Below are 17,652 nucleotides of genomic sequence, written 5' to 3'. Positions count from 1 at the left end.
GCCCCCCTTGCGTGAGTCCGCCACAGCAGCGAACAGATGCCAGGCTCATGACACTTCATGGTCAAGTCAAGGGTGCCTCACAGGAACGCAAACGCCGGTACCGACGCCCCAAGTGGACATCGGCACCGGCGTGTTGGGCTTGCGGCGATCGGTCGGACGGGTCAGCCCGCGAGGTTGTCCGCCATCTCCTCGGTGAGGTTCGACTCCGTCCCGGGGATGCCGAGATCCTGGGCCCGCTTGTCGGCCATCGCGAGCAGCCGCCGGATACGGCCGGCGACGGCGTCCTTGGTCAGCGGCGGGTCGGCGAGCGCGCCCAGCTCCTCCAGGGAGGCCTGCTTGTGCTCCATGCGCAGCCGTCCGGCGGCCGCGAGATGCTCCGGCACCTCGTCCGCGAGGATCTCCAGGGCGCGCTGCACGCGGGCTCCGGCGGCGACGGCGGCACGGGCCGAGCGACGCAGGTTGGCGTCGTCGAAGTTGGCGAGCCGGTTGGCCGTGGCGCGGACCTCGCGGCGCATCCGCCGCTCCTCCCAGGCCAGCACCGACTCGTGCGCTCCGAGCCGGGTGAGCAGTGCGCCGATCGCGTCTCCGTCACGGACGACCACGCGGTCCACGCCGCGCACCTCGCGGGCCTTCGCGGCGATCGAGAGCCGGCGGGCGGCGCCGACGAGCGCGAGCGCGGCCTCCGGACCCGGGCAGGTCACCTCCAGGGAGGAGGAGCGCCCCGGCTCGGTGAGCGAGCCGTGCGCCAGGAACGCTCCGCGCCAGGCCGCCTCGGCGTCGCAGGTGGCCCCCGAGACCACCTGCGGCGGGAGGCCCCGGATCGGGCGCCCACGGCCGTCCACGAGCCCCGTCTGACGGGCCAGCTGGTCGCCGCCCGCGACGACGCGTACGACATACCGGGAGCCGCGGCGCAGACCGCCGGGCGCCATCACGATCAGTTCGGAGCTGTGGCCGAAGATCTCCAGAATGTCCCGCTTCAGCCGGCGCGCCGCCATCGCGGTGTCCAGCTCCGCCTCGATCACAATCCGGCCGCTCACCAGGTGGAGGCCGCCGGCGAACCGCAGAATGGCGGAAACCTCCGCCTTTCTGCAGCAGGTCCGGGTGACGGGGAGCCGGGAAATCTCATCCTTCACCGCTGCCGTCATCGCCATGGGCCGATCCTTCCATGCATCCGAAAAATACGGTCGTACGCGGCAGCCAACAGCTCCGGGTCGTGCCGCGGAGATCCGTCGGTCCGGGCCACCGGCGCCAGCTCGACCGCGGCGCCGAACCGCTGGGCGGCGTCGGTGAGTGAGTCGCGATCGGGCACGGCGGCCTCGTCGGCCAGCACCACGTCCAGGGCGAGTTTAGGGGCGTGTCGTCCCAAAACCTCCAAATGACGCTGCGGGGAGAAGCCCTCGGTTTCTCCGGGCTGCGGGGCGAGGTTCAGGGAGAGTACCCGGCGCGCCTTCGTCTCGGTGAGCGCATCGAGGAGCTCGGGCACGAGAAGGTGCGGAATCACCGAGGAGAACCAGGAGCCGGGGCCGAGGACCACCCAGTCGGCGTCGAGGACCGCCGCCACGGCCTCGGGGACGGCCGGCGGGTCGGCGGGGACGACGTGCACGGACTGCACCTCGCCGGGGGTGAGGGCCACGGTCGCCTGTCCCCGTACCGTGTCCACGTCCTCGGGCCGCTCCGGGTCGTGCCCCTTGACCAGGGCCTGGAGCTCCAGGGGTACGGCGGACATGGGCAGCACCCGGCCGTGCGCGCCGAGGAGCCTGCCGACCAGGTCCAGGGCCTGGACATGGTCGCCGAGCTGTTCCCACAGGGCGACGATCAGCAGATTGCCGACCGCGTGCTCGTGCAGATCGCCCTGGGACTGGAACCGGTGCTGGATGACGCGGGCCCAGGTCTGGCCCCAGTCGTCGTCGCCGCACAGCGCGGCCAGGGCCTTGCGCAGGTCACCGGGCGGCAGCACGCCCAGCTCGTCGCGCAGGCGCCCGCTGGATCCGCCGTCGTCGGCCACGGTGACGACGGCGGTGAGATCGCCGGTGATCCGGCGCAGCGCGGCGAGCGAGGCGGACAGCCCCATGCCGCCGCCGAGGGCGACGACCTTGGGCTGGGCACCCCGGCGGCGCGGCTTCCCGCCGCGCGCCTCGGCGGGCCTGTCGCCGCGTCCCTCGGAGGCGACCCGGCGCAGCCTGCTCAGCCGCAGTGCGGCACGTCCGGTCACTCGCGCCCCATGTCCCGGTGGACGACCACGGTCTCCACGCCCTGCGAGGCGAGGCGGGCGGCGAGCTTCTCGGAGGTGGCGACCGAGCGGTGCTTGCCACCGGTGCAGCCGACCGCGATGGTCACATAACGCTTGCCCTCACGGCGGTACCCGGCGGCGATGAGCTGGAGGAGCTCGGTGTAGCGGTCGAGGAACTCCTTGGCGCCGGGCTGGTTGAAGACGTACGCCGACACCTCCTCGTTCAGGCCGGTGAAGGGGCGCAGCTCCGGGACCCAGTGCGGGTTGGGCAGGAAGCGCATGTCCACGACCAGGTCGGCATCGACCGGAAGGCCGTACTTGAAGCCGAAGGACATGACGGTGGCCCGCAGCTCGGGCTCCTCCTCGCCGGCGAACTGGGCGTCCATCTTGGCGCGCAGCTCGTGCACGTTCAGGCTGGAGGTGTCGATGACCAGGTCGGCGTCGCCGCGCAGCTCGCGCAGCAGCTCGCGCTCGGCGTCGATGCCGTCGACGATGCGGCCGTCGCCCTGGAGGGGGTGCGGACGGCGCACGGACTCGAAGCGGCGCACCAGGGCCTCGTCGGAGGACTCCAGGAAGACGATCCGCCGGGTGACGTTCTTCGCCTCCAGGTCTGCGAGGGACTCGCGGAGGTTGTCGAAGAAGCGGCGGCCTCGTACGTCGACGACGACCGCGATCCTCGCCACGTTGCCCTGGGAGCGGGCGCCGAGCTCCACCATGGTGGGGATCAGCGCGGGCGGCAGGTTGTCGACGACGAACCAGCCGAGGTCCTCCAGACACTTGGCGGCCGTCGAACGGCCCGCCCCGGACATCCCGGAGATGATCACCAGCTCGGGGATGGCGGCTTCGGGCACCGCGGGCGTCTCCATCGTCGTACCCCCCTGGGTCTCGTCGGCGGCCTGTGATGCGGCCGTCTGCCCGGTCTGCGGTCCGGCCGTCTGTTCGGCCGATTGTTCGGCCGGTGCTGGGATCTCTTGTCGTTCGTTGTCGCTCATGTCTCCTGCCCCCGTCGCTCGTGTGAGGCGCCCGCGGACACGGGCTCCTCCGGGGAGCCCGCGGTCGTAGCGGACGCCCCGACTTCCTCGTCTTCCATGATCTCTCCAGTCGCCGTGTTCACGGCGGGTGCGGCCGGAGCCGCCTGGGCGAGGGCCACGGCGACCGCCTCGGCCGTCTTGCGGCCTATGCCGGGGACCTCGCAGATCTGGTCGATGGTCGCGGATCGCAGCTTTTTCACCGAGCCGAAGTGCTTGATCAGCGCCTGCTTGCGGGTCTCGCCGAGGCCCGGCACCTCGTCCAGTGGGCTCGCCTTGAAACGCTTGGCCCGCTTGGTGCGCTGGTAGGTGATGGCGAAGCGGTGGGCCTCGTCACGGACCCGCTGGAGCAGGTACAGGCCCTCGCTGGTGCGGGGCAGGACCACCGGGTCGTCCTCGTGCGGCAGCCAGACCTCCTCCAGGCGCTTGGCGAGGCCGCAGACGGCGATGTCGTCGATGCCCAGTTCACCGAGGGCCCTCTGGGCCGCCGCGACCTGCGGCTGGCCACCGTCGACGACGACGAGCTGCGGAGGGTAGGCGAAGCGCTTGGGGCGGCCGTCCTCCTCGGTGAAGGCGTTCCCCGCGAAGGCGTTCCCCGTGGTGTCACCTTCCAGAGCGGTGTTCCCCAGGGGGGCGCTTTCGGTGGAGGTCCCGTCGGCGGAGGTCCCGTCGCTTGAGACGTTCTCGCCGTCCGTCCACTCGCCCGTCCGCTCCTTCTCGGCGAGATAGCGCTTGAAGCGGCGGGTGATCACCTCGTGCATGGAGCGGACGTCGTCCTGGCCTTCGAAGCCCTTGATCTGGAAGCGCCGGTACTCGCTCTTGCGCTGCAGCCCGTCCTCGAAGACGACCATGGAGGCGACCACATCGTCCCCCTGGAGGTGCGAGATGTCGTAGCACTCGATCCGGAGCGGGGCACTGTCCAGGTCGAGGGCTACGGCGATCTCCTCCAGGGCGCGCGAGCGGGTGGTCAGGTCGGAGGCGCGCTTGGTCTTGTGCAGGCCGAGAGCCTGGAGCGCATTGCGCTGCACTGTCTCCATGAGCGCCTTCTTGTCGCCGCGCTGCGGGATGCGGAGGGAGACGTTCGACCCGCGGCGCTCGGTCAGCCATTCCTGGACGGGCTCCACGGGGTCGGGCAGTGCCGGGACGAGCACCTCCTTGGGGACGGAGTCACCCCTCTCCTCCCCGTAGAGCTGCTGCAGCGCGTGTTCGACGAGGTCACCGGTGGTGACGGCCTCCACCTTGTCGGTGACCCAGCCGCGTTGGCCGCGCACCCGGCCGCCGCGCACGTGGAAGATCTGCACGGCGGCTTCCAGCTCGTCCTCGGCGACGGCCATCAGGTCGGCGTCGGTCGCGTCGGCGAGCACGACCGCGTTCTTCTCCATGGCCTTCTTCAGGGCCTCGATGTCGTCGCGCAGACGGGCCGCCCGCTCGTACTCCATCTCCTCGGCCGCGTCCGTCATCTGCTTCTCGAGGCGGCGGATGTACGTCCCCGTACGGCCGGCCATGAAGTCGCAGAACTCCTCGGCCAGGTCGCGGTGTTCCTCGTCGGAGACCCGCCCGACACAGGGGGCGGAGCACTTGCCGATGTAGCCGAGGAGGCAGGGGCGGCCGGTGCGGGCGGCGTTCTTGAAGACGCCCGCCGAACAGGTGCGGACCGGGAAGACGCGCAGCAGCAGGTCGACGGTGTCGCGGATCGCCCACGCGTGCCCGTAGGGACCGAAATAGCGCACGCCCTTGCGCTTGTGGCCGCGCATCACCTGCACACGCGGGAACTCCTCGTTCATCGTCACCGCGAGGTAGGGGTAGCTCTTGTCGTCGCGGTACTTGACGTTGAACCGGGGGTCGAACTCCTTGATCCAGGAGTACTCCAGCTGGAGCGCCTCGACCTCCGTGGACACCACCGTCCACTCCACGGACGCGGCCGTGGTGACCATGGTGCGGGTGCGGGGGTGCAGCCCCGCCAGGTCCTGGAAGTAGCTGGCCAGGCGCTGGCGCAGGCTTTTCGCCTTTCCGACGTAGATCACCCGGCGGTGCTCGTCGCGGAATTTGTACACCCCGGGAGAGTCCGGGATCTGTCCCGGCTTGGGGCGGTAGCTGGAGGGGTCGGCCATGTCACACACCCTACTGGCGAGGGCTGACACCGCGCCGACCTCCCGGCCCGCCTGTGGACTCGGCCGCCGGGACAGCGATCGCAGATCGGCCACAGGGCGGTACGGCAGGTTGAGTAGGTTGCGTATCAGGTGTTGTCGGGGCTTGGTCAACACGCTTCAATGCGTGGGAACTCGGGGTCGTGGACGGCGACAGGCGCGTGTGAACAAGCCCCGCGCGCCGGCCGGGCGCCCCCGACGACCTGCATCCAACGGTCTGACCAGCCGTTGTGAACATTCACAGAAAGGCCCTGCATGCGGTACGGCACACAGCACGCGGACGTCGCCATTGCGGAACTGGAGACGGCCCTGGCGGGAGGCCCCTTCCATGTCGCGCTGCGCGCCGCGATCGCCGCACGCGGCCTGCCCCTGCAGCGTGTACAGCACCACCTGTCCCGGTACGGGGTCAAAGTCGGGGTCACGAGCCTGAGTTACTGGCAGCAGGGCGCCCGGCGCCCACAGCGCCCCGAGTCGCTGCGCGCCGTACGCGCCCTGGAGGAGATCCTCCAGCTCCCGGACGAGTCGCTGATCCGGCTCCTGGCCAAGGCCGACCAGCGCTGCGACCCCCAGCGCCCCACCGGCCGCTCGTACCGCTCCCTGGTGGAGGCCTCCGGCGTCCTGGAGCGGCTCCTGGCCGAGCTGGAGTCACCGCTCGACGGCGGGCTGCACACCCTGGGCCACCATGAACTCGTCCGGATAGGCACACACCGCGAGCTGCTCGCGCGTGAGTCCCACCACATCGTGCGGGCCTACAAGGACGGTGTGGACCGCTATGTGGCCGTCCACCACGGTGACCCTGGCTGCGCCCCGGAGCGCACGGCGGTCCGAGCCCTGGAAAACTGCCGCACGGGACGGGTGCGCTGGCACCACGACACCGGAGTGCTGGTCGCCGAGCTGCTCTTCGACACGCGGCTGCGCGCGGGAGATACGTTCCTCTTCCGCTACGGCTTCGAGGACGGCACGGCCGGTGCGTCCAGCGAGTACGTACGCGGGTTCGGCTTCGCGGGCGGGCAGTACGCCCTCCAAGTGCGGTTCGACGAGGATGCGCTGCCCGCGCGCTGTCACCGGTTCACCCAGCACTCGGCGGCGGCGCCACGCAGCGGCCGCCAGGAGCTCCCCCTCAGCGGGCGCCATCGCTCGGTGCATCTCGTCGAGCCGCGGGTGCGGTCGGGCATCGTGGGCATCGGCTGGGACTGGGAGTGACCCCGGCCGGCCGGGGACGTGGTGTCACCGCGCTCCCGGTCAGGGGCCCGCGACGATCCTGCCGCCCTTGGCCTGCACGGACAGCTCCTGCAGCGGCTCGGTGGCAGGGGCCTGCAGCACCTTGCCCGTCGCCGCGTCGAATTCACTGCCGTGGCACGGGCAGATCAGCGTGGTGCCCTGAAGCTTGTTGATGGCGCACCCGGCGTGCGTGCAGATCGTGCTGAACGCCTTCAGGGAGCCGTTCTCGGCACGGCTGACCACGACGTTCTCTTCCCGGTACAGCTTGGCGCCGCCCTTGGCGATCTCGCTCTCCGCGCCCAGCTCGACCGGCGCGGTCGGCGCCGCCGGCGTCCCGCCCCCGCTGCCGCCGGAGCAGGCGCTGACGGCGATCCCGGCGACCGGGGCGAGTGCCGCTCCTCGCAGGACGGTACGGCGGGCAGGCATGGCGTCTCCACAGGTCGGGGCCGGGTGTGTGTCGACGATACCGGTAGGGATGATTCCGCCCCGAGGGTGTCCTCATGGGTGCGGCCCCGAGGGGTCCTCAATATGGGCGGGCGACAGGACGTAAACGTTTGCGCAAGCGTTTACGTCCACCGTCGAATGCGATACGTTCCCGCCGGAGCAGGCCGAGAGTTCGGGGAGGGCCCCAGTGGGTCGCCCGGGGAGAGGCGAGGCAGGGCGATGGCAACGATGGTCGACGTGGCGGCGCACGCGGGAGTGTCCGTGGCGACCGTCTCCCATGTGCTCAACGACACGCGCCCTGTGCTGCCCCACACACGCCAGGCCGTCCTGGACGCCATCGACGCACTCGGCTACACGCCCAACACCCTGGCCCGTTCCCTGGTCACCGCGCGCACCCGGTCCATCGGCCTCGCGGTGTCGGCGATCAGCAACCCGTACTTCACGGAGATCCTCCAGGGCGTCGAGGCGGGCGCCCTGGAGCACGGGTACGGGCTGCTTCTCGTCGATCCGCACGACGATCCCCAGCACGAACGGAAGGTCGTCCAGTTGCTGCACGAGCGACGCGTCGACGGTCTGATCGTCGCACCCTCCGCCGATCCGGACGCGCTCCTGCGCTATCTCGGGCAGCACCACGTGCCGACCGTCTTCCTGGACCGCCTGGTCGAGGCCCCGGCCGACCACCCCTTCCGCTTCGACCAGGTCTGCGCCGAGAACGCCGAGCCGATGGCACGGCTGGTCGGGCATCTCGCCGAGCGGGGTCACCGGCGCATCGGGCTCGTCGCGGGCCTGCCCGGGCTCAGCACCACGAACGAGCGGATCTCCGGCTACCGCCACGGCCTCGCGGGCGCAGGGCTCCCCTATGACGAACGGCTCGTGGCGCACGGTGACTCCGAGGCGACGGCCGCCGAGCGTGCCACCGACGCGCTGCTGTCCCTGGCCGCGCCCCCGACCGCGCTGGTCACCGGAAACAACGCGATGACCATCGGGGCCCTGCGCACCGTGCGCGAACGCGGTCTGTCCGTGCCGGACGACCTGGCGCTGTGCTGCTTCGACGACTTCGCCTGGGCGGATCTCTTCGCGCCCCGGCTGACCGCGATCTCCCAGCCCAGCAAGGAGATCGGCGCGCAGGCCGTCCAGCTGCTCCTGGAACGGCTCGCCGCGCCTGACCACCCGGCCCGCACCGTGCGGCTCCCCTGCGCCTTCGTGCACCGCACCTCATGCGGCTGTCCCGAGCCCCCCGGGACATGGGGGGCCTCCCCCACCGACCTGAGTCAGAAGAGTCCCGCGAAAGGATCCCTGTCGTGATCGTCGTCGCCGGTGAGGCCCTGATCGACCTGGTACCGCAGGGCGCGGGCGCGCTCGTCGGCCTGCGCCCCGCACGCGGCGGCGGCCCCTACAACACGGCGGTGGCGCTGGGCCGCCTCGGCTCCCCCACCGCCTTCTGCTCCCGGGTCTCGTACGACGCCTACGGCGAGGCGCTCCTCGGAGGGCTGCACGAGGCGGGGGTCGACGTGTCCTCGGTGCAGCGCGGGACGGAGCCGACGACCCTCGCGCTCGCCTCCGTCGACGCGGACGGTTCGGCGGCATACTCCTTCTACGTCGAGGGCACCGCCGACCGCCTGTTCACCGCGCCGGAGCGCCTCCCGGACGCCACCCGGGCCGTGTCCTTCGGGACCTGCTCGCTGGTCCTCGAGCCAGGCGCGAGCGCCTACGAGGAGCTGATGCGGGCCGCCGCCGCGCGCGGGGTGTTCACCACGCTCGACCCGAACATCCGGGCCGTACTCATCCCCGACGCGGACGCCTATCGGGCCCGCTTCAAGAGCTGGCTGCCGTCGGTGTCGCTCCTCAAGCTCTCCGAGGAGGACGCGCTGTGGCTGGGCGGCACCCCGCGCGAGTGGCTGGCCTCCGGTCCCGCGGCCGTCGTGATCACTCAGGGCGGCGACGGCCTGACGGTGTTCACCCAGGACGGCTCCGTCCACTCCGTGCCCGGAGAGCCGGTCGAGGTCGTGGACACCATCGGCGCAGGAGACACGGTGAACGCGGCCCTGCTGCACGGCCTGGCCGCGCGGGACGCGCTGTCCCCGGCGGCGCTGGCCGAGCTGGGCCCCGACGGCTGGAGCGAGCTGCTGCGGTTCGCGGCCCGCGCGGCGGCGATCACCTGCTCCCGAGCGGGCGCGGAGCCGCCGTTCGCCGCGGAACTCGACGCCCCTTGACACAGCTGGAGCCTCTGAAACCGGCAGCTGGATCTCTGAGACCGATGTGGTCCAAGGGCGGCTGACCGTGCAACGGGCGGTGCCCCATGGGGAGTTCCCATGGGGCACCGTGTTCTTCGTGATGTGCCGGGCCCTGCCCGTCCGGCCGGATCAGGCCTTGCGTGCCCGCGTGGTCTTCTTCGCGGGGGTCGCCTTCTTCGTGGCCGTCGTGCCGGTGGCCGCGGCGGCTTTCTTCGTGGCCGTGTTGTTCACGGCCTTCGTGGTCGTCTTCCTGGCCGTCGACTTGGCCGCGACCGCCTTCTTGGCCGCCGCGTTGCGGGGAGCCGGTACGGAGGCGGCGTCGCTGATCCGGTCCGCGCCCAGGACCTCGCGCAGGAACTTGCCGGTGTGGCTGGCCGGAATCCCGGCGACCTGCTCGGGCGTGCCCTCGGCGACCACGAGACCACCGCCGTTGCCGCCCTCCGGGCCCATGTCGACGACCCAGTCGGCGGTCTTGATGACGTCGAGGTTGTGCTCGATGACGATGACCGTGTTGCCCTTGTCGACCAGGCCGGAGAGCACCGTGATCAGCTTGCTGATGTCCTCGAAGTGCAGACCGGTGGTCGGCTCGTCCAGCACGTACACCGTGCGGCCCGTGGAACGCTTCTGCAGCTCGCTGGCGAGCTTGACGCGCTGGGCCTCGCCGCCGGACAGCGTCGGCGCGGACTGGCCGAGCCGGACGTAGCCGAGACCGACGTCGTTGAGCGTGCGCAGGTGGCGGGCGATCGCGGGGACGGCCTCGAAGAAGCCGAGGGCCTCCTCGATCGGCATGTCGAGGACCTCGGAGATGGACTTGCCCTTGTAGTGGACCTCCAGGGTCTCCCGGTTGTAGCGCGCCCCGTGGCAGACCTCGCAGGGGACGTACACGTCCGGCAGGAAGTTCATCTCGATCTTGATGGTGCCGTCGCCCGAGCAGTTCTCGCAGCGGCCGCCCTTGACGTTGAAGGAGAAGCGGCCGGGCATGTAGCCCCGCACCTTCGCTTCGGTCGTCTCGGCGAACAGCTTGCGGACGTGGTCGAAGACTCCGGTGTACGTCGCCGGGTTCGACCGCGGGGTGCGGCCGATGGGCGACTGGTCGACGTGCACGACCTTGTCGACGAGGTCGTCGCCGTCCACGCGCGTGTGCCGCCCGGGAACGTTCCGGGCGCCGTTGAGCTCGCGCGCCAGGTGCGTGTACAGGATGTCGTTGACCAGCGTCGACTTGCCGGAACCGGAGACACCCGTGACCGCCGTGAGCACGCCCAGCGGGAAGGACACGTCGATGTCCTGGAGGTTGTTCTCACGGGCTCCGTGCACGGTGAGCCTGCGGCCCGGGTCGGCGGGACGGCGGATGTCCGGAAGCGGGATCTCCCTCTTGCCCGACAGGTACTGGCCGGTCATCGACTCGGGGTTGGCGAGCAGCTCCTTCAAGGGGCCGCTGTGCACGACCTTGCCGCCGTGCTCACCCGCGCCGGGGCCGATGTCGACGACCCAGTCGGCGACCTTGATGGTGTCCTCGTCGTGCTCGACGACGATGAGCGTGTTGCCCATGTCGCGCAGCCGGACCAGGGTCTCGATCAGCCGGTGGTTGTCGCGCTGGTGCAGGCCGATGGACGGCTCGTCGAGGACGTACAGGACGCCGACGAGGCCGGAGCCGATCTGGGTGGCCAGGCGAATGCGCTGGGCCTCGCCGCCGGAGAGCGTGCCGGCCGCGCGGTTGAGCGACAGGTAGTCGAGGCCGACGTCGACCAGGAAGCGCAGCCGTTCGTTGACCTCCTTCAGGACGCGCTCGGCGATCTTCTTGTCGCGCGCGTCGAGCTTCAGCTTGCCCAGGAAGTCCGCGCAGTCGCTGATCGACATCGCGGAGACCTCCGCGATCGACTTCTCCATGACGGTGACGGCGAGGATGAGCGGCTTGAGGCGGGTGCCCTCACAGGTGGGGCAGGGCACCTCGCGCATATAGCCCTCGAAGCGCTCGCGGCTGGCGTCGCTCTCGGACTCGCTGTGCCGCCGCTTGATGAAGGGGACGGCCCCTTCGAAGGGGGTGGTGTAGACACGCTCGCGCCCGTACCTGTTGCGGTAGCGCACCTCGATCTGCGTCTTGTGGCCGTAGAGCAGGGCTTTCTTGGCGCGCTGCGGGAGACCGGCGAAGGGGATGTCGGTCCGGAATCCCAACGCGTCGGCGAGGGCTCCGACGAGCCGCCCGAAGTAGTCCTTGGTGTGGCCGTGCGACCAGGGGTGGATGGCGCCCTCGTCGAGGGACTTGTCCTCGTCCGGGACGATCAGCTCGGGGTCGACCTCCATGCGCGTACCGATACCGGTGCACTCGGGGCAGGCGCCGAAGGGCGAGTTGAAGGAGAAGGAGCGGGGCTCCAGCTCCTCGAACGACAGGTCGTCGTACGGGCAGTACAGGTGCTCCGAGTACATGCGCTCGCGCTCGGGGTCGTCCTCGGGGAGGTCGACGAAGTCGAGCACGACCATGCCGCCGGAGAGCCCGAGGGCGGTCTCCACGGAGTCGGTGAGGCGGCGCTTGGCGGAGTCCTTCACCGTGAGGCGGTCGACGACCACCTCGATGGTGTGCTTCTCCTGCTTCTTCAGCGTGGGCGGCTCGGTGAGCTGGATCGTCTGACCGTCGACCCTGGCCCGGCTGTACCCCTTGGTCTGGAGATCGGCGAACAGGTCGACGAACTCGCCCTTGCGCTCGCGCACCAGCGGCGAAAGCACCTGGAAGCGGCTTCCCTCGGGCAGCTCCAGAACCCTGTCGACGATGGCCTGCGGCGACTGGCGCGTGATGGGGCGGCGGCACTGGGGACAGTGCGGCTTGCCGATGCGCGCGAAGAGCAGACGCAGGTAGTCGTAGACCTCGGTGATGGTGCCGACCGTCGAGCGCGGGTTGCGCGAGGTCGACTTCTGGTCGATGGAGACCGCCGGGGAGAGGCCTTCGATGAAGTCGACGTCCGGCTTGTCCATCTGGCCGAGGAACTGCCGGGCGTACGAGGACAGTGACTCCACGTAACGCCGCTGTCCCTCGGCGAAGATCGTGTCGAAGGCCAGCGAGGACTTGCCCGACCCCGACAGGCCCGTGAAGACGATGAGCGAGTCGCGCGGGAGGTCGAGCGAGACATTCTTCAGATTGTGCTCGCGCGCTCCACGGACGATGAGACGGTCGGCCACGCCGGTCCGCACCTTTCTTGAGAGAAGTGACAGGGGCCGAGGCCCCCGTCTTTCCCAGACTAGGGGGAGCCACTGACAGCGCCGGTTGCTTTCCCTGGTTCACAACAATCCCGGGCCATCCAGCATGCCCGACGCCGCAGTCGAGGGTATAGCACGTGCATTCGATTTGCGGGCATGACCGACCACCTTCACCCGAACGTGTGGCGGGGCTAGGGTCGGCCGCATGATGGATCATGCGCGCGACCTGGCGTCTGTACATGACGCGACCGAACGGCTGCTCAACGCAGCCGCCGAACTGGACAACGCTTCCGCGGCCGAGCCGTCACGGCTGCCTGGCTGGAGCCGCGGCCATGTGCTCGCCCACCTCTCCCGTAACGCGGACGCGCTCGTGAACGTCCTCGACGGGCGCCCGATGTACGTCTCCGGGGAAGCCCGGGACACCGACATCGAGCGGGACGCGCCGCGCCCCCTGGACGCACAGCTCGCGGACCTGCGGAAGAGCGCGGCCCGGTTCCAGGACGCCGGGGCGGCGCCCGCGGACTGGTCGCGCACGGTGGAGCTGCGCAACGGGGTCACGGACTCCGCGGCCCGGGTGCCGTTCCGGCGCTGGGGCGAGGTCGAGCTGCATCACGTGGACCTGGGGATCGGGTACGAGCTCGAGGATCTCCCGGAGGAGTTCGTGCAACGGGAGATCGCGTTCCTCGCCGATCGGTTCACGGGGCACCCCGAAGTGCCCTCCACACGGATCACCGACGCCACGCGCGCGTGGAGCACGGGACGCGATGCCGAGGGCGGACCCGAGGTCACCGTGACCGGTCCCGCGCCGGCTCTTCTCGGCTGGCTCTGCGGACGGCGCGACGGTTCGGGGCTGAGCGTCGATGGCGGGCCACTCCCCGCGCTCCCCCCGCTATAGGCTGCCGTCATGACCTACAGCGGAGCGGTGAAGGTCGGCGGACCTGCCGATGTGCACGAGCTGCAGAACCTGATGATCTCCAAGGTCGCGGTCGGCCCGATGGACAACAACGCCTATCTGCTGCGCTGCCGGGCCACCGACGAGCAGCTGCTGATCGACGCGGCCAACGACGCCGGCACCCTGCTCACGCTGATCGGTGACGACGGCATCGCGTCCGTCGTCACCACACATCAGCACGGCGACCACTGGCAGGCGCTCGCGGAGGTCGTGGTGGCCACCGGCGCCCGCACCTACGCGGGCCGGGACGACGCCGAGGGCATCCCCGTGCCGACCGACGTCCTCGTGGGCGACGGCGACACGATCCGGGTGGGGCGCGTGGAGCTCACCGCGCGCCACCTCGTGGGACACACACCGGGCTCGATCGCCCTCGTCTACGACGACCCGCACGGGCACCCGCACGTGTTCACGGGGGACTGTCTCTTCCCCGGCGGTGTGGGCAACACCCGCAAGGACCCGAAGGCGTTCGCCAGCCTCATCCACGACGTCGAGACGAAGATCTTCGACGCGCTGCCGGACGAGACCTGGGTCTACCCGGGGCACGGCAACGACACGACTCTGGGCGCCGAGCGGCCACACCTTCCGGAGTGGCACGCGCGCGGCTGGTGACTCCGGGCCGCTCGACGAACGAGCCCGACCGATCCGAGTCGTACGCCGAACGAACCCCGGCCGGTCCGAGTCGTACGACGAACCCCGGCCGGGGGCGTGAAGTCCGCGAACACGCGCCCCGTGTGAATAGAGCGCACGCGCCGGTGCCCTGCGCGCGCTCCCGGCGCGTGCGGTGGTGCAGTCCACTGGAAGCAGCCCCGCTCAGGTCGACGGCTCCTGACGCGAAACGGGCCGCCGGCCCATTGATCCCCGCCCTCGGCCGGCGGCCCCGGCAAAGCCGTCGGCAGGCCGCTCAGCGGCTCTTCTCATCGAGCGTTCACGGGACCGCAACACACGTTCCCACTATGCGGACTTTTACCGTTGTGACCTCGACAAACGGCATGCCTCGCTGTCACTCTCCCGCCATGCATCTCGCCCAACGCACCCTGCGCCGCGCCGCGTCCGCCGCCACCCTCGCCCTGCTCGCCGTCGCCGTGGGCTGTGCCCCGCAGCCGGAGGACAAAGCCTCCGCCAAGGCCTCCGGGACAACCGGGGAAGCCTGCGCGAAGGGCGCGTTGGGCACCCGGACGTCCGGCAAGCTGACCATCGCCACCGACGAGCCCGCGTACGAGCCGTGGTTCAAGGACGACAAGCCCGCCAACGGCAAGGGCTTCGAGTCCGCGGTCACGTACGCCGTGGCCAAGCAGCTCGGCTACGACAAGAGCGACGTCGTCTGGCAAACCGTCCCCTTCAACAAGGCCTTCGCGCCCGGCGTGAAGACCTTCGACTTCGACATCAACCAGGTGTCGATCAGCGCCGAACGCAAGAAGGCGGTGGACTTCTCGTCCGGCTACTACGATGTCCGCCAGGCCGTCATCGCGCTCAAGGGCTCCAAGGCCGCGAAGGCGAAGAGCATCGCGGACCTCAAGGGCGTCAAGCTGGGCGCCCAGGTCGGCACCACCAGCCTGAACTACATCGACGACGTGGTGAAGCCGACCCGGCAGCCGGCCGCGTACGCGAAGAACGACCAGGCCAAGTCCGCTCTGAAGAACGGCCAGGTCGACGCCATCGTGGTCGACCTGCCGACCGCGTTCTACATCACGGCGGCCGAGGTGACCGACGCCAAGATCGTCGGACAGTTCGAGAACACCAGCGGCACACCGGAGCAGTTCGGACTCGTCCTCGACAAGGGCAGCGCCCTGACCCCGTGCGTGACGAAGGCCGTGGACGCCCTGCGCCAGGACGGCACGCTCGCCTCGATCGAGAAGCAGTGGCTGTCCGAGGCCGTCGACGCTCCGGTGCTCAAGTGACCATCACCAAGGAGGAGTCGGAAGGGGAGCCGGGAGAGGAGCCGGGCGCGGGCTCCGATGAGGGCGACATGCCCGAGGCGTACGTCCCCTCGCAGCGGCGGATCGAACGGGAGCGCCACAAGCGCGCCCGCGCCCGCCGCGCGACGGCGATCGCCGCGCTCTCCACTCTGGTCACCGGCGTCGTGCTGTACCTCGTCGTCGTCAACGCGCCAGGCTGGTCGCGCACCAAGGAGACGTTCTTCGACGGGCAGTACGCGCGCGAGGCGTTCCCCAAGGTCATGGAAGGGCTGTGGCTGAACGTACGGCTGCTCCTGATATGCGGCGCCGCGGTCCTCGTCCTGGGCATGCTGATCGCCATCGCCCGCACCCTGCGCGGCCCGGTGTTCTTCCCCGTACGGGCGCTGGCCGCCGCGTACACGGACTTCTTCCGCGGCCTCCCGCTCATCATCAACCTGATGATCGTGGTCCTGGGCGTCCCCGCGCTGCGGCTGCAGGGCGTGACCGTGGACCCGGTCCTCCTGGGCGGTACGGCACTGACACTGACGTACTCGGCGTACGTCGCCGAGGTGTTCCGCGCCGGCATCGAGTCCGTCCACCCCTCGCAGCGCGCCGCGGCCCGCTCGCTCGGGCTCACCAACCGGCAGGCCCTGCGCTACGTCGTCCTCCCCCAGGCGGTACGCCGCCAGGTGCCGCCGCTCCTCAACGACCTGGTGTCCCTCCAGAAGGACACCGGGCTCGTGTCGATCGGCGGTGCGGTCGACGCGGTGCGGGCCGCCGACATCATCGTGGGCCGCAGCCTCAACTACACGCCGTACATCGTCGCGGGACTGGTCTTCGTCGCGCTGACCATTCCGATGACCCGCTTCACGGACTGGATCACGGCCCGGATGGACCGTCAGCGGGCCCAGGGAGGGACCATATGACCGCCACACCGGTGCTGCGGATGGAATCCGTCCGCAAGACCTTCGGAGACTCCGTCGTACTGCGGGACGTCGACCTGGAGGTCGCCCCGCACACGGTGACCGCGCTGATCGGCGCCTCCGGCTCCGGCAAGTCGACCCTGCTGCGCTGTGCGAACCTCCTCGAGGAGATCGACGACGGCGCGATCTGGCTTGACGACGAGGAGATCACCGACCCGCGGGCCGACCACGACGCCGTACGCCGTCGGATCGGCGTGGTCTTCCAGGCGTACAACCTCTTTCCGCACATGACCGTGCTGGAGAACGTCACGCTCGCCCCGCGCCGCGTGCACGGTGTGAGCCGCGCGGAGGCCGAGGCACACGCGCGTGAGCTGCTCGACCGGCTCGGCCTCGGCGCGAAGGCGGGCGAGTATCCCGACCGGCTGAGCGGCGGCCAGCAGCAACGGGCCGCGATCGTCCGCGCGTTGGCCGTACGTCCCCGGCTGCTGCTCCTCGACGAGATCACCGCCGCCCTCGACCCGGAACTCGTGGGTGAGGTCCTGTCCGTCGTCCGGGACCTGAAGGACGAGGGGATGACCATGGTGCTGGCCACGCACGAGATGGGCTTCGCCCGCGAGGTCGCCGACCAGGTGTGCTTCCTGGACGGCGGTGTGGTCCTCGAACGCGGCACGGCCGAGGAGCTCTTCGGGAGCCCGCGACAGGAGCGCACCCGGCGGTTCCTGCGCCGGATCGTGGAGGCGGGGCGGCTCTGAGTCAGGCTTGCGCCTGCCCCGTCCCCGCCAGCGCCGCCACCCGCTCCACCGCGAACGCGTACCCCTGGACCCCGCACCCCGCGATGACCCCGTCGGCCCGCTGCGAGACGTAGGAGTGGTGCCGGAACGCCTCGCGCTGGTGGATGTTGGAGATGTGGACCTCCACCACCGGAAGGCCGTCACAGGCGTTGAGCGCGTCCAGGATCGCGACGGAGGTGTGCGAGTACGCGGCCGGGTTGATCACGATCCCGGCGTGGTTCAGGCGCGCCTCGTGGATCCAGTCCACCAGCTCGCCCTCGTGGTTGGACTGACGGAAGTCCACCGTGCCGCCGTGCGCGGCGGCCGCCTTGGCACACAGGGCCGCCACGTCCGCGAGCGTGTCCGAGCCGTAGATCTCCGGCTGACGCTGCCCGAGAAGGTTCAGATTGGGCCCGTTGAGGATCATGATCGGGGCGTTGGCGAGAGTGCGGGGCACGGTTCCTCCGGTCCTTCCAGATCTGCCGGCCCGTTGCGGGCCGCTGCTCGGACCCGGTCTATCACGCTACGGCGCGGTGGTGACGGGCCGTCCAATCCGTGATGGGACCAGCCTTTCCGTGACGCCGCCCGCCGTTCCGTGACGAGAGCCGCTGCGAGCAGT

At 70.5% G+C, this 17,652-nt stretch carries 15 protein-coding genes; 8 read left to right on the top strand and 7 right to left on the bottom strand.

Going from position 1 to position 17,652, the window contains the following annotated elements:
• Positions 1 to 161: 161 nt before the first annotated feature.
• The 4 genes from whiA to uvrC all read right to left on the bottom strand — a co-directional run bounded on the left by whiA (position 162) and on the right by uvrC (position 5,369).
• The gene (gene whiA, locus ACZ69M_RS30045) at positions 162 to 1,151 is read right to left on the bottom strand and encodes a DNA-binding protein WhiA (protein ID WP_010987695.1); all 990 of its coding nucleotides are present in this window, start codon (positions 1,149 to 1,151) and stop codon (positions 162 to 164) included.
• Positions 1,142 to 2,212, bottom strand: coding sequence for a gluconeogenesis factor YvcK family protein (locus ACZ69M_RS30040; RefSeq protein WP_352048600.1), 1,071 nt, complete (start codon positions 2,210 to 2,212; stop codon positions 1,142 to 1,144). Before ACZ69M_RS30040 ends, whiA begins: the two co-directional genes overlap by 10 nt.
• Complete coding sequence (rapZ, locus tag ACZ69M_RS30035) at positions 2,209 to 3,096, bottom strand: RNase adapter RapZ (protein ID WP_075026813.1); 888 nt, start codon at positions 3,094 to 3,096, stop codon at positions 2,209 to 2,211. The genes ACZ69M_RS30040 and rapZ overlap by 4 nt, the downstream gene beginning before the upstream one ends.
• A gap of 122 nt (positions 3,097 to 3,218) precedes the next feature.
• The gene (gene uvrC, locus ACZ69M_RS30030) at positions 3,219 to 5,369 is read right to left on the bottom strand and encodes an excinuclease ABC subunit UvrC (RefSeq protein ID WP_470054667.1); all 2,151 of its coding nucleotides are present in this window, start codon (positions 5,367 to 5,369) and stop codon (positions 3,219 to 3,221) included.
• A gap of 291 nt (positions 5,370 to 5,660) precedes the next feature.
• On the opposite strand from uvrC, the gene ACZ69M_RS30025 reads away from it, so the two are divergent.
• The gene (locus ACZ69M_RS30025) at positions 5,661 to 6,608 is read left to right on the top strand and encodes a hypothetical protein (RefSeq protein ID WP_470054665.1); all 948 of its coding nucleotides are present in this window, start codon (positions 5,661 to 5,663) and stop codon (positions 6,606 to 6,608) included.
• Between the two features lie 39 nt (positions 6,609 to 6,647).
• Here the strand turns inward: ACZ69M_RS30025 and ACZ69M_RS30020 are convergent, their stop codons facing one another.
• The gene (locus ACZ69M_RS30020; protein ID WP_470054663.1) at positions 6,648 to 7,052 is read right to left on the bottom strand and encodes a Rieske (2Fe-2S) protein; all 405 of its coding nucleotides are present in this window, start codon (positions 7,050 to 7,052) and stop codon (positions 6,648 to 6,650) included.
• A 237-nt stretch (positions 7,053 to 7,289) separates the two neighbouring features.
• Here ACZ69M_RS30020 and ACZ69M_RS30015 point away from each other — a divergent pair, with 237 nt between their 5' ends.
• Together ACZ69M_RS30015 and ACZ69M_RS30010 are read left to right on the top strand one after the other, a co-directional pair.
• Positions 7,290 to 8,375, top strand: coding sequence for a LacI family DNA-binding transcriptional regulator (locus ACZ69M_RS30015; RefSeq protein ID WP_470054661.1), 1,086 nt, complete (start codon positions 7,290 to 7,292; stop codon positions 8,373 to 8,375).
• Positions 8,372 to 9,283 carry a carbohydrate kinase family protein gene (locus tag ACZ69M_RS30010; protein WP_470054659.1) on the top strand — a complete coding sequence of 304 codons (912 nt, stop codon included), beginning with the start codon at positions 8,372 to 8,374 and terminating at the stop codon, positions 9,281 to 9,283. Before ACZ69M_RS30015 ends, ACZ69M_RS30010 begins: the two co-directional genes overlap by 4 nt.
• A gap of 150 nt (positions 9,284 to 9,433) precedes the next feature.
• Here ACZ69M_RS30010 and uvrA read toward each other — a convergent pair whose 3' ends face one another.
• Complete coding sequence (gene uvrA, locus ACZ69M_RS30005) at positions 9,434 to 12,475, bottom strand: excinuclease ABC subunit UvrA (RefSeq protein WP_470054657.1); 3,042 nt, start codon at positions 12,473 to 12,475, stop codon at positions 9,434 to 9,436.
• Between the two features lie 223 nt (positions 12,476 to 12,698).
• On the opposite strand from uvrA, the gene ACZ69M_RS30000 reads away from it, so the two are divergent.
• From ACZ69M_RS30000 to ACZ69M_RS29980, 5 genes are all read left to right on the top strand, one after another.
• On the top strand, positions 12,699 to 13,388 hold the full coding sequence (locus ACZ69M_RS30000) for a maleylpyruvate isomerase family mycothiol-dependent enzyme (protein WP_470054655.1): 690 nt from the start codon (positions 12,699 to 12,701) through the stop codon (positions 13,386 to 13,388).
• A 9-nt stretch (positions 13,389 to 13,397) separates the two neighbouring features.
• On the top strand, positions 13,398 to 14,054 hold the full coding sequence (locus ACZ69M_RS29995) for an MBL fold metallo-hydrolase (protein WP_075026258.1): 657 nt from the start codon (positions 13,398 to 13,400) through the stop codon (positions 14,052 to 14,054).
• A gap of 404 nt (positions 14,055 to 14,458) precedes the next feature.
• Positions 14,459 to 15,343: an ABC transporter substrate-binding protein gene (locus ACZ69M_RS29990; protein ID WP_470054653.1), complete on the top strand. Its 885-nt coding sequence runs from the start codon at positions 14,459 to 14,461 to the stop codon at positions 15,341 to 15,343.
• On the top strand, positions 15,340 to 16,266 hold the full coding sequence (locus ACZ69M_RS29985; protein WP_470054651.1) for an amino acid ABC transporter permease: 927 nt from the start codon (positions 15,340 to 15,342) through the stop codon (positions 16,264 to 16,266). The genes ACZ69M_RS29990 and ACZ69M_RS29985 overlap by 4 nt, the downstream gene beginning before the upstream one ends.
• Positions 16,263 to 17,015, top strand: a complete 753-nt coding sequence (locus ACZ69M_RS29980; protein WP_470054649.1) for an amino acid ABC transporter ATP-binding protein — start codon at positions 16,263 to 16,265, stop codon at positions 17,013 to 17,015. The genes ACZ69M_RS29985 and ACZ69M_RS29980 overlap by 4 nt, the downstream gene beginning before the upstream one ends.
• A gap of 1 nt (position 17,016) precedes the next feature.
• Here ACZ69M_RS29980 and aroQ read toward each other — a convergent pair whose 3' ends face one another.
• The gene (aroQ, locus tag ACZ69M_RS29975; RefSeq protein ID WP_054235938.1) at positions 17,017 to 17,490 is read right to left on the bottom strand and encodes a type II 3-dehydroquinate dehydratase; all 474 of its coding nucleotides are present in this window, start codon (positions 17,488 to 17,490) and stop codon (positions 17,017 to 17,019) included.
• Positions 17,491 to 17,652: the final 162 nt, after the last annotated feature.

Source organism: Streptomyces sp. NPDC107454 (genome assembly GCF_055582885.1).
The sequence above is the reverse complement of the archived record's forward strand: the minus strand, read 5'-3'. Positions and strand labels throughout refer to the sequence as shown.

Excerpts from the sequence above, each read along its gene's own strand:
- whiA (WP_010987695.1), bottom strand. The coding sequence starts at position 1,151 with ATGGCGATGACGGCAGCGGTGAAGGATGAGATTTCCCGGCTCCCCGTC.
- rapZ (WP_075026813.1), bottom strand. The coding sequence starts at position 3,096 with ATGGAGACGCCCGCGGTGCCCGAAGCCGCCATCCCCGAGCTGGTGATC.
- uvrC (WP_470054667.1), bottom strand. The coding sequence starts at position 5,369 with ATGGCCGACCCCTCCAGCTACCGCCCCAAGCCGGGACAGATCCCGGAC.
- ACZ69M_RS30025 (WP_470054665.1), top strand. The coding sequence starts at position 5,661 with ATGCGGTACGGCACACAGCACGCGGACGTCGCCATTGCGGAACTGGAG.
- ACZ69M_RS30020 (WP_470054663.1), bottom strand. The coding sequence starts at position 7,052 with ATGCCTGCCCGCCGTACCGTCCTGCGAGGAGCGGCACTCGCCCCGGTC.
- ACZ69M_RS30015 (WP_470054661.1), top strand. The coding sequence starts at position 7,290 with ATGGCAACGATGGTCGACGTGGCGGCGCACGCGGGAGTGTCCGTGGCG.
- ACZ69M_RS30000 (WP_470054655.1), top strand. The coding sequence starts at position 12,699 with ATGATGGATCATGCGCGCGACCTGGCGTCTGTACATGACGCGACCGAA.
- ACZ69M_RS29995 (WP_075026258.1), top strand. The coding sequence starts at position 13,398 with ATGACCTACAGCGGAGCGGTGAAGGTCGGCGGACCTGCCGATGTGCAC.
- ACZ69M_RS29990 (WP_470054653.1), top strand. The coding sequence starts at position 14,459 with ATGCATCTCGCCCAACGCACCCTGCGCCGCGCCGCGTCCGCCGCCACC.
- ACZ69M_RS29980 (WP_470054649.1), top strand. The coding sequence starts at position 16,263 with ATGACCGCCACACCGGTGCTGCGGATGGAATCCGTCCGCAAGACCTTC.